Origin of the sequence: Nocardiopsis oceanisediminis (genome assembly GCF_048595525.1) — a bacterium.
GTDB classification, from domain to species: domain Bacteria; phylum Actinomycetota; class Actinomycetes; order Streptosporangiales; family Streptosporangiaceae; genus Nocardiopsis_A; species Nocardiopsis_A oceanisediminis.
On sequence record NZ_JAFMZJ010000001.1, the window covers coordinates 1429870 to 1443953 of the forward strand.

Here is a 14084-nt window from a genome sequence, read left to right on the forward strand (position 1 = left end):
CGGTGCTCGGCCGCCGCACGGGACCGCCGGCGGTACGCCGCCCGCTACGGGGCCTCCCTCCGCGGAGCCTCCCCGCAGCGGCCGCGGCGGCGCGGGCCCCGGACCGCCGCTTCCCCCGGCCCGCGCCCGGACACTCCGGGCGACCGTTCGCATACCCGAGAGTTCTTCAGCGGGAAGGGGCGGCCGCGCGCCGGCGTCCTGAGGGGCCGGCCGCACGGGGAACGGGCCGGTCCCGGTGCCGCCGGGGCCTCCGCGCGGCGCCGGGCCGGTCAGGCCGGGGCGGAGTCCTGCCTCGGCCGCTTGCCCGGCTCCAGAACCGACTGGACCAGGTCGGTGCACCAGGCCAGCAGCTCCAGGTCGCGCAGCTGCCTGCCGCCCAGGCCGCCGGCCTTGGGCACCGGTACCAGCAGGGTCCCGGAGGGCTCCTTATAGACCGACCTGGGGTGCAGCCGGCGCAGCCGCAGCGCCTGCGACTCGCGCAGCTCCACCGGGGAGAACCGGATCTGCCCGCCCTGCAGCACCACGTCGGTCAGGCCGGCGGACTTGGCCAGCACCCGGAACCGGGCGACCTGGAGCAGGTTGTCCACCGGCTCCGGCGGGGCGCCGTACCGGTCCACCAGCTCCTCGCGGGCGGCCGCGATGTCCTCCTCGCCGGCGACCCCGGCGATCCGCTTGTAGGCCTGCAGCCGCAGCCGCTCGCCCGGGATGTAGGCGTGCGGGATGTGCGCGTCGACCGGCAGCTCCACCCGGGTCTCCGGCTCCTCGGCGGTGCCGTCGCCCTTGAGCTCGCGCACCGCCTCGCCGACCATCCGCACGTACAGGTCGAACCCGACCCCGGCGATGCTGCCGGACTGCTCGGCGCCGAGGATGTTGCCGGCGCCCCGGATCTCCAGGTCCTTCATGGCCACGTACATGCCGGCGCCGGTCTCGGTGTGCTGGGCGACCGTGGACAGCCGCTCGTGCGCGGTCTCGGTCAGCGGCTTCTCCGGCGGGTACAGGAAGTAGGCGTAGGCCCGCTCCCGGCCCCGGCCCACCCGGCCGCGCAGCTGGTGCAGCTGGGACAGGCCGTAGGTGTCGGCCCGGTCCACGATCAGCGTGTTGGCGTTGGGCACGTCCAGCCCGGACTCCACGATCGTGGTGGAGACCAGGACGTCGTAGTTCTTCTCCCAGAAGTCCACCATCACGCGCTCGAGCTGCTGCTCGTTCATCTGGCCGTGGGCGTAGGCGACCCGCGCCTCGGGCACCAGCCGGCTCAGCGCCGCGGCGGCCTTCTCGATCGAGGCGACCCGGTTGTGCACGAAGAACACCTGGCCCTCGCGCATCAGCTCGCGCCGGATCGCCGCCGCGATCTGCTTCTCCTCGTAGGGGCCGACGAAGGTGAGCACCGGGTGGCGCTCCTCCGGCGGGGTGAGGATGGTGGTCATCTCGCGGATGCCGGTCAGGCCCATCTCCAGGGTCCGCGGGATCGGGGTGGCCGACATGGCCAGCACGTCCACCTGGGTGCGGAGCCGCTTCAGCGCCTCCTTGTGCTCGACGCCGAACCGCTGCTCCTCGTCGATGATCACCAGCCCCAGGTTCTTGAACCGGGTCTCGCCGGACAGCAGCCGGTGGGTACCGATGACCACGTCGATCTCGCCGCTGCGCAGCCCCTCCCGGGTGGCCTCCACCTCGGCGTCGGTCTGGAACCGCGACATCGGCCGGACCGACACCGGGAACGAGGCGTACCGCTCGCTGAACGTGGACAGGTGCTGCTGGACCAGCAGGGTCGTCGGCACCAGCAGCGCCACCTGCTTGCCGTCCTGGACGGCCTTGAACGCCGCCCGCACCGCCACCTCGGTCTTGCCGTAGCCGACGTCGCCGCAGATCAGCCGGTCCATCGGGACCGACTTCTCCATGTCCCGCTTGACCTCCTCGATCGCCGCGAGCTGGTCCGGCGTCTCGGCGTAGGGGAAGGCGTCCTCCAGCTCGCGCTGCCAGGGCGTGTCCGGGGCGAAGGCGTGGCCGGGCGAGGCCTGGCGGGCCGAGTAGAGCCGGATCAGGTCGCCGGCGATCTCCCGGACGACCTTGCGGGCCCGGTTCTTGGCCTTGGTCCAGTCCGCCCCGCCCATCTTGGACAGGGACGGCGCCTCGCCGCCGACGTACCGGGTGACCTCGTCCAGCTGGTCGGTGGGCACGAACAGCCGGTCGCCCGGCTGGCCGCGCTTGGAGGCGGCGTACTCGATGACCAGGTAGTCCCGGGTGGCGCCCTGGATGGTGCGGCTGACCATCTCGATGTAGCGGCCCACGCCGTGCTGCTCGTGCACCACGTGGTCGCCCGCCTTGAGCTGCAGCGGGTCCACCGCGCCGCGCCGCCGGCTGGGCATCTTGCGCATGTCCCGGGTGGAGGCGCGCTGACCGGCCAGGTCGGTCTCGGTGAGCACCACGGTGCGCACCGAGCGCCACACGAAGCCGCGGTGCACCAGCCCGGTGGTCACCGTGGCCACCGACGGGTCGGGCGGCTCGGGCAGCCCCTCGGTGAGCCGGGTGCCCAGCCCCGCGCCGCGCAGCATGGAGACCAGCCGCTCGGCCGGGCCGTGCCCCTGGGTGAGCATGACCACCCGCCAGCCGTCGTGCAGCCAGCCCTTCACGTCGGCCAGGGCCCGCTCGGTGTCGCCGCGGTAGGCGTCGGCCTCGGCCGCGCCGATGGCGACCGGGGCGCCGGCCCCGTCCTCCTCGCCGGACTCGAACGGCGACAGCGTCCACCACGGCAGACCGCGCTCGACCGCCTGGGAGCGCAGCTCGGAGATGGAGGTGTAGGCCGACCCGCCCAGGTCGATCGGGGCCTCCCCGCCGGAGGCCGCGTTGATCCACGAGGCGTCCAGGAACTCCTTGCTGGTCGCCTCCAGCTCCAGGGCGCGGCTGCGGATCCGCTCGGGGTCGCAGCCGACGATGTGCGCGCCCTGCGGCAGGTAGTCGAAGAACGGCTGCATCCGGTCGGCGAGGACCGGCGCGAACGCCTCCATGCCCTCCACCGAGACGCCGCCGGCGAGCTTGTCCAGCACCTCGGCGAGCTGCGGGTGCTCGGCGGCCAGGGCTGCGGCGCGCTCGCGCACCGCCGGGGTGAGCAGCAGCTCCCGGCAGGGCGGGGCGAACAGCCCGGAGGCGGCGTCGGTGGCCCCGGAGTCGGGCAGCGAGCGCTGGTCCGCCACCTGGAAGTAGCGGACCTCCTCCACCTGGTCGCCCCAGAACTCCAGGCGCAGCGGGTGCTCCTCGGTGGGCGGGAAGACGTCCAGGATGCCGCCGCGCACGGCCAGGTCGCCGCGCTTCTCCACCAGGTCGACCCGGGAGTACCCGGCGTCGACCAGGCCCTGCACCACGTCCTCCAGGGCGACCTCGTCGCCCGGCCGGACCCGCACCGGGGCCAGGTCGCCGAGCCCGCCGACCAGCGGCTGCAGCACGCTGCGCACCGGCGCCACGACCACCTTCAGCGGTGCGGCGAGCGGATCGGACGGGTCGGGGTGGGCCAGCCGGCGGAGCACCGCCAGGCGCCGGCCGACCGTGTCGGATCGGGGCGAGAGCCGCTCGTGCGGCAGCGTCTCCCAGGCGGGGAAGAGCGCGACCGAGTGCTCGGGGAGCAGCGACTCCAGCGCCTCGACGAGGTCGGAGGCCTCCCGCTCGGTCGCCGTCAGGGCGAGCACGGGGCGACCCGCGCCCACCGGGGCGTCCGCGGCGAGCGCGCCCACCAGGAAGGGGCGGAGCGCCGCGGGGGCGACGACGTCGAGGTTCGGGTCGTGGCCGCTGCGAGCGGTCTCGATGGTCTGCTTGAGCGCCGGGTCGTCCACGACGGCGGCGAGAAGTCCAAAGAGGCTCATATCACCATTCAGGGGCGTGAGGCGGATGGTCCGATCGCGCGGCGTGACGTGGTGCCCGGCGCGGCGGCTGCGGAGGCCGCCCCCGGGCACCGGAGGGGCTCGGGCGTGCGCGGCCGCGGGACGCCGTCGGTCGTGTGCGGGCTCCCCCCGCCAAGCCTACTGCCGCCCCGCTTCCCCGGCACCCCGACCGGTGCTGATCCGCACCGGCCTGCGGACGGGGCGACACAGAGGTCAACGGCGGCGCGGCCCGCGCTGTTCCCGCCGCCCGGACCCGGTGCCCGGCAGGTCGCGGGGCCGGGCCGACCACCCGCGCCGGACCCCGTGCCAATACGCTGTGCAGCGACGGACGGACTTCGGGCCAACGCGGAGGTCGGATTGAACACGGGGCGGGAAGAGGGAGCCGGGGCCGGCGGGCGGGTCCCGGTCCATGCGCCCGACGCGGTGAGCCTCGGCCACCTGGAGCTCATCCTGAACGGCGGCTACCCGCTCCCGGGCTTCATGGGCGAGCGCGAGGCGCGCTCCGTCGCCGAGCGCGGGCGGCTGCTCGGCGGCGAGCCGTGGCCGGTCCCGGTCACCCTCCCGGTCCCCGAGGAGCTGGCCGCCGCGGAGCGGCTGGTCCTCTCCGACCCGGAGGGGGCGCCGCTGGCCGAACTGGAGGTCGGCGAGCGGTGGACGGCCGGCCCGGACGCCCCCGACGGCAGGGGCCCCGGCCCGCGGCTGGCCGGCGAGGTCGTGCTCGCCGGACCGCCCGCCTACGGGGCGATGCGCTCGCTCCGGCTGCCCCCCGGGCAGCTGCGCGCCCGCCGGGAGGCCGAGGGCGGCAGCGGCCCGCTGCTCGCGGTGGTCGCCCGCGGCCCGCTGCACCACCGGGCGCTCTCCCGGATCCGCGCGGCCGCCGACTCGCTCGGCGCCGACGGGGCCGCCGAGGTGCTGGTCCTGCTGGACCTCCCGCTGGATCGGGAGGGGGACGCCGCCGCGGTGCTGGCCGCCGAGCCGCTGATGCCGCCGCGGACCTGGTTCGCCGGGGTGCCGCTGCCGCCGGGCGCGGACGGCGACGCGCTCGCCCCCTACATCGCCCGCTCCTACGGCGCCACCCACCTGCTGGCCGACCCGGACGCCCCCGGGGCGGGCGGCGCCGCGCCGGCCGGCGGGCCGCTGCCGGCGGTCGACCCGGGCCCGTGGCGCTACGACACCGCCAAGGGCTCCTGGCGGCCGGCGGCCGAGGTGCCCGCGGAGCGCGCCGCCGACGAGCCGGACCCGGCCGAGGTCGACGGCATGCTCGCCCGCGGCCGGTCGCTGCCGGCCTGGTTCACCCCGGCCCGGGTCGCCGCCGAGCTGGCCCGGCTCCGCCCGGCGCGCACCAGCCGCGGCCTGACCGTCTTCTTCACCGGCCTGTCCGGGTCTGGGAAGTCCACCGTGGCCCGCGGGGTCGCGGAGGGGGTCCGCAGGGCCGGGCGGACCGTGACCCTGCTCGACGGCGACGTGGTGCGCCGGATGCTCTCCAAGGGCCTCACCTTCTCCCGCGAGGACCGGGACATGAACATCCGCCGGATCGGCTACGTCGCCGCGGAGATCACCCGGCACGGCGGGGTGGCGGTGTGCGCGCCGATCGCGCCGTACGCGGCCACCCGGGCCGAGGTGCGCGCCATGGTCGAGGAGGGCGGCGACTTCTTCCTGGTGCACGTGGCCACCCCGCTGGAGGTGTGCGAGGCGCGCGACCGCAAGGGCCTCTACGCCAAGGCCCGCGCCGGAGAGATCCCCGAGTTCACCGGCGTCTCCGACCCCTACGAGGAGCCGGACGACGCCGACCTGGTGCTGGACACCGCCGGCGCGGACCCGGCGGAGTCGGTGGCCGAGGTCCTCTCCGCCCTGCGCGCGGGCGGCTGGCTCCCCGGGGCCGCCTGCTAGGGCGGGAGGGGCCGGCGGGCACCCCGCGCCCCTCCGGGGCGCCCCGACGAACGCGAGGAGGAACGGACGATGAGCGGAGAGCAGCCGGTCGGCGCCCCCGGGCAGCGGGTGCGCGACCTGGTCGAGGTCATGGACGTGCTGCGCCGGAAGTGCCCCTGGGACGCCGAGCAGACGCACGGGTCCCTGGCGAAGTACCTGATCGAAGAGGCCTACGAGACGCTGGAGACGATCGAGCGCGGCGACCTCGGCGCGCTCCGCGAAGAGCTGGGCGACGTGCTGCTGCAGGTCGTCTTCCACGCCCGGATCGCCCAGGAGCGCGGCGCGGACGGGTTCACCGTGGACGACGTCGCCGACGCGGTCATCGCCAAGCTGGTCCGGCGGCACCCGCACGTCTTCGCCGGCGTCGAGGTGGACGGCACCGACGAGGTGCGCGGCAACTGGGAGGCGATCAAGGCCGCCGAGCGCGCGGAGAAGGGGGACGCCGACGCCTCGGTGCTGGAGGGCGTCCCGTTCGCCCAGCCCGCCGTGCTGCTCTCCTACGAGCTGCAGAAGCGCGCGGTGCGCAACGGCGTCCCCGAGGACCTGATCGGCGACGACGGCGGGGAGGGCGGCGCGCTGTTCGCCGCGGTCGACGCGGACCGCCGGGCCGGCGGCGACCCGGAGATGGACCTGCGCGGGGCGGCCCGCCGGTTCGACGCCCGGGTGCGCGCGGCCGAGGCCGAGGCGCGCGCCGACGGCCGCGACCCGCGCTCGCTGGCCCCGCGGGAGTGGCGCGGCTACTGGTCCCGCTCGGCCGAGCGGGACTGACCGGGCCGGCCCTCCCTCCGGCTCCCCCCGCCGCGGCGCTCCGGGCGCAGCGGGATCATCTCGGTCGGCTCGTCCCCGGCGGGCTGCGGCGGCGGGCGGTGCGCGGCGTCGCTGATCCGCAGCCACAGCCCGGCCACCACCCAGCCGGCGATCAGCGAGGAGCCGCCGGCGGAGAGGAACGGCGTGGTCATCCCGGTGAGCGGGATGAGCCGGGTGACCCCGCCGAGCACCACGAAGACCTGGAAGGCGAAGAGGAACGCCATCCCGCAGGCGAGCAGGGAGGCGAACCGCTCCCGGGCGTCCAGGGCGGCCCGGAAGCCCCGCTCCACCAGCAGGAGCAGCAGCAGGAGCACGGCGGCCAGGCCGGTGAGGCCGTAGACCTCGCCGATGGAGACCAGGATCAGGTCGCTGTCGGCGGCGAAGATCCCGGCGGAGCGGGCACCGTCGAACCCGGTCCCGGCCAGGCCGCCCTCGGCCAGCGCGAACAGCCCCTGCACCAGCTGGTGGCTGCCGCCGGACTCGGCGCGGTAGACCTCGGGGTCGAAGGCGTTCAGCCAGATCTCGACCCGGCTCTGCACGTGCCAGAAGATCGCCCAGGCCGCGGCGGCCCCGGCGGAGAACATCAGCAGGCCGATGCCGACCCAGGACTTCCGCCGGGTGGCGGCGTAGAGCATGGCCAGGAAGACGGCGAACAGCAGCAGCGAGGTGCCCAGGTCCTTGGTGGCGACCAGCACCAGGATGGCGAACCCCCAGGCGATCGTCATCGGCCCCAGGTCGCGCATCCGGGGCAGGCTGAACACCTTCACCCCGCGCACCCGCAGCTGCCGCCCGGCGACCGCCAGCGCCTCGCCCTTGAACGACAGGTAGGCGGCGAGGAAGACGATCAGCACGACCTTGGCGAACTCCGAGGGCTGAACGGTGTAGCCGCCCACCGCGACCCAGCGGCGCGCGCCGTACAGCTCCACCCCGACGACCGGCAGCACCGGCAGCAGGAGCAGCGCCAGGCCGGCGGCGGCCTGCAGGTAGGGGTAGCGCTGGAGGCGGCGCGGATCGCGGACCAGCAGCAGCACGGCCGCGCAGGCCGCGGCGCCCAGCGCGGTCCAGGCGAGCTGCCGCCGCGCCTCGCCGTCCCAGGCGCCGTCCAGCCCGCCGATGGCCGCCAGGCCGATCCCGTTGAGCGCCACCGCGACCGGCAGCAGCGCCGGGTCGGCCCGCGGCGCGATCCGGCGCAGCAGCAGGTGCAGGGCGAGCGCGCCGCCGCCCAGCACCCCGGCGAAGAGCGGCAGTGCGGCGGGGACGGCGCCGTCCAGCTGGAGGCCGGCCAGCGCCACCGCGAAGGCCGGCACCGCCAGCGCGGGGATCAGCAGCATCCCTTCCGAGGTGCGGGCGCCTGCTCCGCGCCCCGGTCCGGGTCTGGCCATTCCTCCTCGCAGGGGTCCGCGGCCGGCCCTGCGGGAGAGGGGACCGGATCTCGATCCGGCACTGGAACCGGTTCTGGCGTCGGGGGGCGCTGAGGGTCTTCCCCGTGAGCGGGGCGGGAAACGGCGGCCTGGATCACCCCGCGGGGCGGTGCGGGGCGGCCGGGTACTCCTTCAGGGTGATCGAGGTGGAGGCCCGGTCCATCTTCGAGGCGAACCGGGTGAGCGCGGGGAACCGCGCGATGGCCCGCATCCCCAGCGAGCGGGCGCGCAGGGCGGTCCGGGAGGCGGGCATCATGAAGTCCATTCCGGCCTGCGCGATCTTCTGGTTGCGCTGGACGAAGCCGCGCATCTCCGCCTCGTAGGCGGCGAAGGCGCGCCGGTGGTCGCCGCCGGCCTCGGCCAGCTCCCCGGCGAGCACGTAGGCGCCGACCAGGGCGAGGCTGGACCCCTGGCCGGAGAGCGGGGAGGGGCAGTACCCGGAGTCGCCGAGCAGGACGACCCGCCCCCGGGACCAGCGGTCCATGCGGATCTGGGTGGCGGAGTCGAAGTAGAGGTCCCCGGCGCGGTCCAGCCCGGCGAGGATCGCGGGGACCTCCCAGCCGGCGCCGGCGAACCGCTCGTGCAGCGCGGCCCGCTGCGCATCGGTGTCCCGGGGGTGGATCGGCGCCTCCTCGCCGGTCCGCATGGCCAGGATGGCGTAGGCGCGCTCGCCGGGGTCCTCGCCGCGGAGCGCGGCCAGCCTTCCGGGGGTGTTGTAGAGCAGCACCTCCCGGTCCAGGCCGAGGTGGTTCTCCATGGTGAAGATGGACAGGTAGGCGCCGAGGAAGCGGCTGTGCCGCTCTTCGGGGCCGAAGACCGCGGAGCGGACCGGGGAGTGCAGCCCGTCCGCCCCGACCACCAGGTCGAACTCGCGGGAGGGGGCGGTGTCGAAGTCGGCCCGGACCCGGTCGCCCAGGTCCTCCAGTCCGGTGACGGCGGTGCCGAACAGGTACTCGGTGCCGTCGGCCGAGGCGCCGTGCAGCAGCCGGGTGAGGTCGGTGCGGAGCAGCTCCACGTCGCCGCCGGACCCGGACAGCGCCCCGCCCCCCAGCCGGGCGCCGCGGCCGCCGTCCGGGGCGACGAGGGTGATGAAGCGGGTCTCGGTGGCCGCGGCGCGGACGGCGCCGGCCAGCCCCATCCGCGCGGCGACCTCGGTGGCGGTGCCGCGCACGTCGATCGCCCAGCCGCCGGTGCGCAGCGCGGGCGCGCGCTCGGCCACGGTCGGCGCGAAGCCCCGCTCGCGCAGCCAGTAGGCGAGGGCGGGCCCGGCGATGCCGGCCCCGGCGATGAGGACGGTGCGGGCGGGAGCGGTTCCGGGCATGGCGTCCCTCCGTTCCGGGCCGTGCCGGCGCCGTCGGTCGTGCGCCGGGGAGCGCGGCCCCGGCTCCGACGCTACTCCGCTTACTTGCCGCCCGGCAAGTAACTTACCGTGCGGCAGGTAGTCGGATAGGATGGCGGGATCGACCGGCCGAGCGGAGAGAAGGGGGCGCCGTGCCGAGGCGGAACGCCGACACCCGGGCGGAGATCCGGGGGACCGCGCTGGAGCTCTTCGCGCAGCAGGGGTTCTCCGAGACCAGCCTGCGCCAGATCGCCGAGCGGCTGGAGATCACCAAGGCGGCGCTCTACTACCACTACCCGTCCAAGCAGGACCTGCTCGCCGAGGTGGTCCGGCCGCTCCTGGAGGAGGGCGAGGCGCTGCTGGCCGGGGCCGAGGCCGAGGGGGAGCCCTCCCCGCGCCGGTTCCTGGAGGGGTACTTCGAGCTGATGCGCCGGCACCGGTCGGTGCTGAACGTGCTCCTCTTCGACATGGGGGCGGCCGCCCGGCTCGGCGACGTGGTCCCGGCCCTGCTGACCTGGCGGGAGCGGGCCGCCCGGGTCCTCTTCGGCGACGGGCTCACCGAGGAGCGGCTCGCCCTGGCCGTGTTCGCGGTCGGCGGCCTGCAGGACGTCGCCTTCCTGCCGGGGGAGTCCCCCGGCACCGCCCTCCGCGACTCCACCGTCGACGCCGCCCTGCGCGTCCTCGAGGGCTGACCCGCCCGCCCCGCGCGGCCCCGGCGCGGGCGGCCTGAAGTGGCCCGATATGGACTAGACCAATTTTCCGGGCATGCGGGGAGACCAGGCGCGGACCGGATCGCTAGGCTCGGAACCGGCCCGCGCCGCAGAGCGCGCGGCCGAGCCACGGCGGGGGTTCCCGCACCCGCGCGCCCGCCTTCCGGCGAGGGGCGCCGCGGCGCGGGCGACAGTCGCGAAAAGCGAGACGAAGGAGAACGACGTTGTCGTCGATCGAGGCAGTACAGGCGCGGGAGATCCTTGACTCCCGGGGCAACCCGACGGTCGAGGTCGAGGTCCTGCTCGACGATGGGACGACCGCGCGCGCGGCGGTGCCGAGCGGCGCCTCCACCGGGCAGTTCGAGGCGGTGGAGCTGCGCGACGGCGGCGACCGCTACGGCGGCAAGGGGGTGGAGAAGGCCGTCACCGCGGTCAACGACGAGGTCGCCGACGAGCTGCTCGGCTTCGCCCCGGAGGAGCAGCGACTGATCGACCGCGCCCTCATCGACCTGGACGGCACCCCGAACAAGTCCCGGATCGGCGCCAACGCCATCCTGGGCTGCTCGCTGGCGGTCGCCCAGGCCGCGGCGGAGAGCTCCGAGCTGCCGCTCTTCCGGTACCTGGGCGGGCCCAACGCCCACCTGCTCCCGGTGCCGATGATGAACATCCTCAACGGCGGCGCGCACGCCGACACCAACGTCGACATCCAGGAGTTCATGATCGCGCCGATCGGCGCGCCGAGCTTCCGGGAGGCCGTGCGCTGGGGCACCGAGGTCTACCACGCGCTCAAGGCGGTGCTCAAGGCGCACGGCCTGGCCACCGGTGTGGGGGACGAGGGCGGCTTCGCCCCGGACCTGGAGAGCAACCGCGCCGCCCTGGACCTCATCGTCGAGGCGATCCAGAAGGCCGGCTACACCCCGGGCACCGACATCGCGCTCGCCCTGGACGTCGCGGCCAGCGAGTTCCACTCCGAGGGCTCCTACACCTTCGAGGGGCGGGCCCGCACCTCCGAGCAGATGGCCGACTACTACGCCGAGCTGGTCGAGGCCTACCCGCTGGTCTCCATCGAGGACCCGCTGGACGAGGAGGACTGGGAGGGCTGGAAGGCCCTCACCGGCCGCCTCGGCGACAGGGTCCAGCTGGTCGGCGACGACCTGTTCGTCACCAACCCGGAGCGGCTGCAGCGCGGCATCGCCGAGGGCTCCGGCAACTCGCTGCTGGTCAAGGTCAACCAGATCGGCAGCCTCACCGAGACCCTGGACGCGATCTCGCTGGCCCAGCGGAGCGGCTACACCACGATGATCTCGCACCGCTCCGGCGAGACCGAGGACACCGTCATCGCGGACCTGTCGGTCGCGGTCAACGCCGGCCAGATCAAGACCGGCGCCCCGGCGCGCAGCGAGCGGGTGGCCAAGTACAACCAGCTGCTCCGGATCGAGGAGGAGCTGGACGACGCGGCGGTCTACGCCGGCGTGTCGGCCTTCCCCCGGTTCAAGGCCCAGGGGTAGGCTTCCGGCCCTATGCCCGAGAAGCCGGAGAAGCCGAAGCGCCCGGGGGGACCGCGCTCCGCCCGGTCCGCAGGCGGCGGGGGGCGCGGTTCCGCCCCCCGCTCCTCCGGCGCACGCGCCCGCCCGGCGGGGGGCTCCGCGACCGGCGGGACCCCGGCCGGCGGGCGCCCCTCCGGCGCCGCCAAGGGCGCTGCGGCGGGCAGGACCGGTGCGGCGGGCAAGACCGGTTCGGCCGCCAAGGGCGGCGCGGCGGCCGGGAAGAAGCGGTCCGGTAAGGACCCGTCCGCCAAGGGCCCGCCCGCCAAGCGCGCGGCCCCCGGGAAGCGGGCCCCCGGCGCGCCGGGCACCGCGGCCCGGGTCCGCCGCGGCCTGCGCCCGGCGCTGACCAGCCGGGCGGCCATCCTGGCCCTGGTGGTCTGCGCCATCGCGCTGAGCCTGGCCTACCCGCTGCGCGAGTACGTCGCCCAGCGCGCCGAGATCGCCCAGCTCCGCGACGAGCTGGCCCAGCGCCGGGACGACGTGGACCGGCTCAGCGAGCGGCGCGACGAGCTCAGCGATCCGGCCTACATCGAGCGCGAGGCCCGCACCCGGCTGCACTACCAGTACCCGGGTGAGCAGGCCTACGTGGTGGTCTCCGGGGACGGGGAAGAGGACGGCGGCGCCGAGGGCGGCGAGCCGCCCGACCCCTGGTACACCCTGCTGTGGAAGTCGGTCCTGGCCGCCGACGCGCCGAGCGGCGGCGCGGGGGCCTCCGCGCAGGACTGACCCGCGGAGCGGCCGCCGCCGGTCGCGGGCGCTTCCGGTCCGGCCTGGGGCTAACCTGAGACCGCCATGAATTCCGCAGATCACGCCGTCCCCGATCGGGGCGCGGCCGAGGAGGGTCCAGTGCCGGCAGACGCCGTTCCCGCAGAGGACGCGGCCGCCGTCGAACTCCAGCTGGGGCGGGTTCCGCGCGGGTTGAGGGCGGTCGCGCACCGCTGCCCGTGCGGGCTGCCCGATGTGGTGAAGACGGCACCGCGGCTGGAGGACGGGACCCCCTTCCCGACCCTGTACTACCTCACCTGCCCGAAGGCGGCCTCCGCGATCGGGACCCTGGAGGCCGGGGGGCGGATGCGCGAGATGCAGGCCCGCCTCGCCGAGGACGAGGAGCTGCGCGAGTCCTACCGCAAGGCGCACGGGTCCTACCTGGCCGAGCGGGACGCGCAGGCCGCCGCGGACGGGCAGCCGCCGCTGCCCGCCGGGATGCAGAGCGCCGGCGGCATGCCGGAGCGGGTCAAGTGCCTGCACGCCCTGGTCGCCCACGAGCTCGCCGACCCGGGGTCCAACCCCTTCGGCCGGGAGGCCCTGGACGAGCTGCCGGAGTGGTGGGAGAAGGGGCCGTGCGTGTGCGCCGGCCCGCAGAGCACCGAGGGAGACCGCCAGTGACCACCGTCGCCGCCATCGACTGCGGGACCAACTCCATCCGACTGCTGATCTCGGCGCTGCTCGACGGGGAGGACGACGAGGCCGGCCTGGTCGACCTGGAGCGGCGCATGGAGATCGTGCGCCTGGGGCAGGGCGTCGACCGCACCGGCGCGTTCGCCCCCGAGGCGCTGGAGCGGACCTTCGCCGCGCTGCGCGGCTACGCCGAGCTGATGCGGGAGAACGGGGTCCCGCTCGACCCGGAGCACGTCCGGATGGTCGCCACCAGCGCCACCCGGGACGCCGCCAACCGGCAGGAGTTCATCGACGGGGTGCGCGCGATCATCGGGGTGGAGCCCGAGGTGATCACCGGCGGCGAGGAGGCCGAGCTCTCCTTCGTCGGCGCCACCGCGGAGCTGGAGGCCGAGGAGAGCGGCCACCGCCGCCCCTACCTGGTCGTCGACATCGGCGGCGGGTCCACCGAGTTCGTGCTGGGCCGGGAGGACGGCGCGGAGGAGGGCGCGGTGCGCGCGGCCCGGTCGGTGGACATCGGCTGCGTGCGGATGACCGAGCGGCACTTCGCCGCCGACCCGCCCACCGCGGAGCAGGTCGCCGCGGCGGTCCGGGACATCGACGCGGCGCTGGACGAGGCGGCGGCCGAGGTGCCGCTGGCCGAGGCGGGCACCGTGGTCTGCGTCGCCGGCACCGCCACCACCGTCGCCGGGATCGCCCTGGACCTGCCCGCCTACGACTCCGGGCGGATCCACCTGACCAGGGTCTCCGCGGAGGAGACCGGGAAGATCTCCCGGGAGCTGCTGGCCATGGCGCACGCCGAGCGGGACCGGATCGGGGTCATGCACCCGGGCCGGGTGGACGTGATCGGCGCGGGCGCGCTGATCCTGGACCGGGTCCTGGCCCGGACCGGGGCGGACGCGTTCTACGCGGGTGAGCACGACATCCTGGACGGCATCGTCTGGGGCCTGGTCGTGGACCTGCCCGAGGCCGAGCGGCCCGAGTGAGACGTGTCACCCGGGTCGGCCGTGTTAAACCGTTAACACCGGTCCTGACCTGGTATAAGGCGCTGTCCTGCTGTTTTGCGA

At 75.6% G+C, this 14084-nt stretch carries 10 protein-coding genes; 7 read left to right on the forward strand and 3 right to left on the reverse strand.

Annotated features, from left to right (window positions below; translation table 11 throughout):
- Nucleotides 1–269 precede the first annotated feature (269 nt).
- Complete coding sequence (gene mfd / locus J0910_RS06460) at nt 270–3851, reverse strand: transcription-repair coupling factor (protein ID WP_420157606.1); 3582 nt, start codon at nt 3849–3851, stop codon at nt 270–272.
- A 375-nt stretch (nt 3852–4226) separates the two neighbouring features.
- Here mfd and cysC point away from each other — a divergent pair, with 375 nt between their 5' ends.
- Nucleotides 4227–5759, forward strand: coding sequence for an adenylyl-sulfate kinase (gene cysC, locus J0910_RS06465; protein ID WP_420157607.1), 1533 nt, complete (start codon nt 4227–4229; stop codon nt 5757–5759).
- Between the two features lie 69 nt (nt 5760–5828).
- Nucleotides 5829–6566, forward strand: a complete 738-nt coding sequence (gene mazG, locus J0910_RS06470) for a nucleoside triphosphate pyrophosphohydrolase (protein ID WP_420157608.1) — start codon at nt 5829–5831, stop codon at nt 6564–6566.
- Here the strand turns inward: mazG and J0910_RS06475 are convergent.
- Entirely contained in the window at nt 6536–7987 is a 1452-nt protein-coding gene (locus tag J0910_RS06475) for an FtsW/RodA/SpoVE family cell cycle protein (protein WP_420157609.1), read from the reverse strand. The genes mazG and J0910_RS06475 overlap by 31 nt on opposite strands.
- A 133-nt stretch (nt 7988–8120) precedes the next feature.
- Complete coding sequence (locus tag J0910_RS06480; RefSeq protein ID WP_420157610.1) at nt 8121–9347, reverse strand: FAD-dependent monooxygenase; 1227 nt, start codon at nt 9345–9347, stop codon at nt 8121–8123.
- Between the two features lie 170 nt (nt 9348–9517).
- Here J0910_RS06480 and J0910_RS06485 point away from each other — a divergent pair, with 170 nt between their 5' ends.
- From J0910_RS06485 to J0910_RS06505, 5 genes are all read left to right on the forward strand, one after another.
- Complete coding sequence (locus J0910_RS06485; RefSeq protein WP_420157611.1) at nt 9518–10057, forward strand: TetR/AcrR family transcriptional regulator; 540 nt, start codon at nt 9518–9520, stop codon at nt 10055–10057.
- A 242-nt stretch (nt 10058–10299) separates the two neighbouring features.
- The gene (eno, locus tag J0910_RS06490) at nt 10300–11583 is read left to right on the forward strand and encodes a phosphopyruvate hydratase (RefSeq protein WP_420157612.1); all 1284 of its coding nucleotides are present in this window, start codon (nt 10300–10302) and stop codon (nt 11581–11583) included.
- 12 nt (nt 11584–11595) lie between these two features.
- Entirely contained in the window at nt 11596–12348 is a 753-nt protein-coding gene (locus J0910_RS06495; RefSeq protein ID WP_420157613.1) for an FtsB family cell division protein, read from the forward strand.
- A 66-nt stretch (nt 12349–12414) separates the two neighbouring features.
- On the forward strand, nt 12415–13008 hold the full coding sequence (locus J0910_RS06500) for a DUF501 domain-containing protein (protein ID WP_420157614.1): 594 nt from the start codon (nt 12415–12417) through the stop codon (nt 13006–13008).
- Complete coding sequence (locus J0910_RS06505; RefSeq protein WP_420157615.1) at nt 13005–14003, forward strand: Ppx/GppA phosphatase family protein; 999 nt, start codon at nt 13005–13007, stop codon at nt 14001–14003. Before J0910_RS06500 ends, J0910_RS06505 begins: the two co-directional genes overlap by 4 nt.
- Nucleotides 14004–14084: the final 81 nt, after the last annotated feature.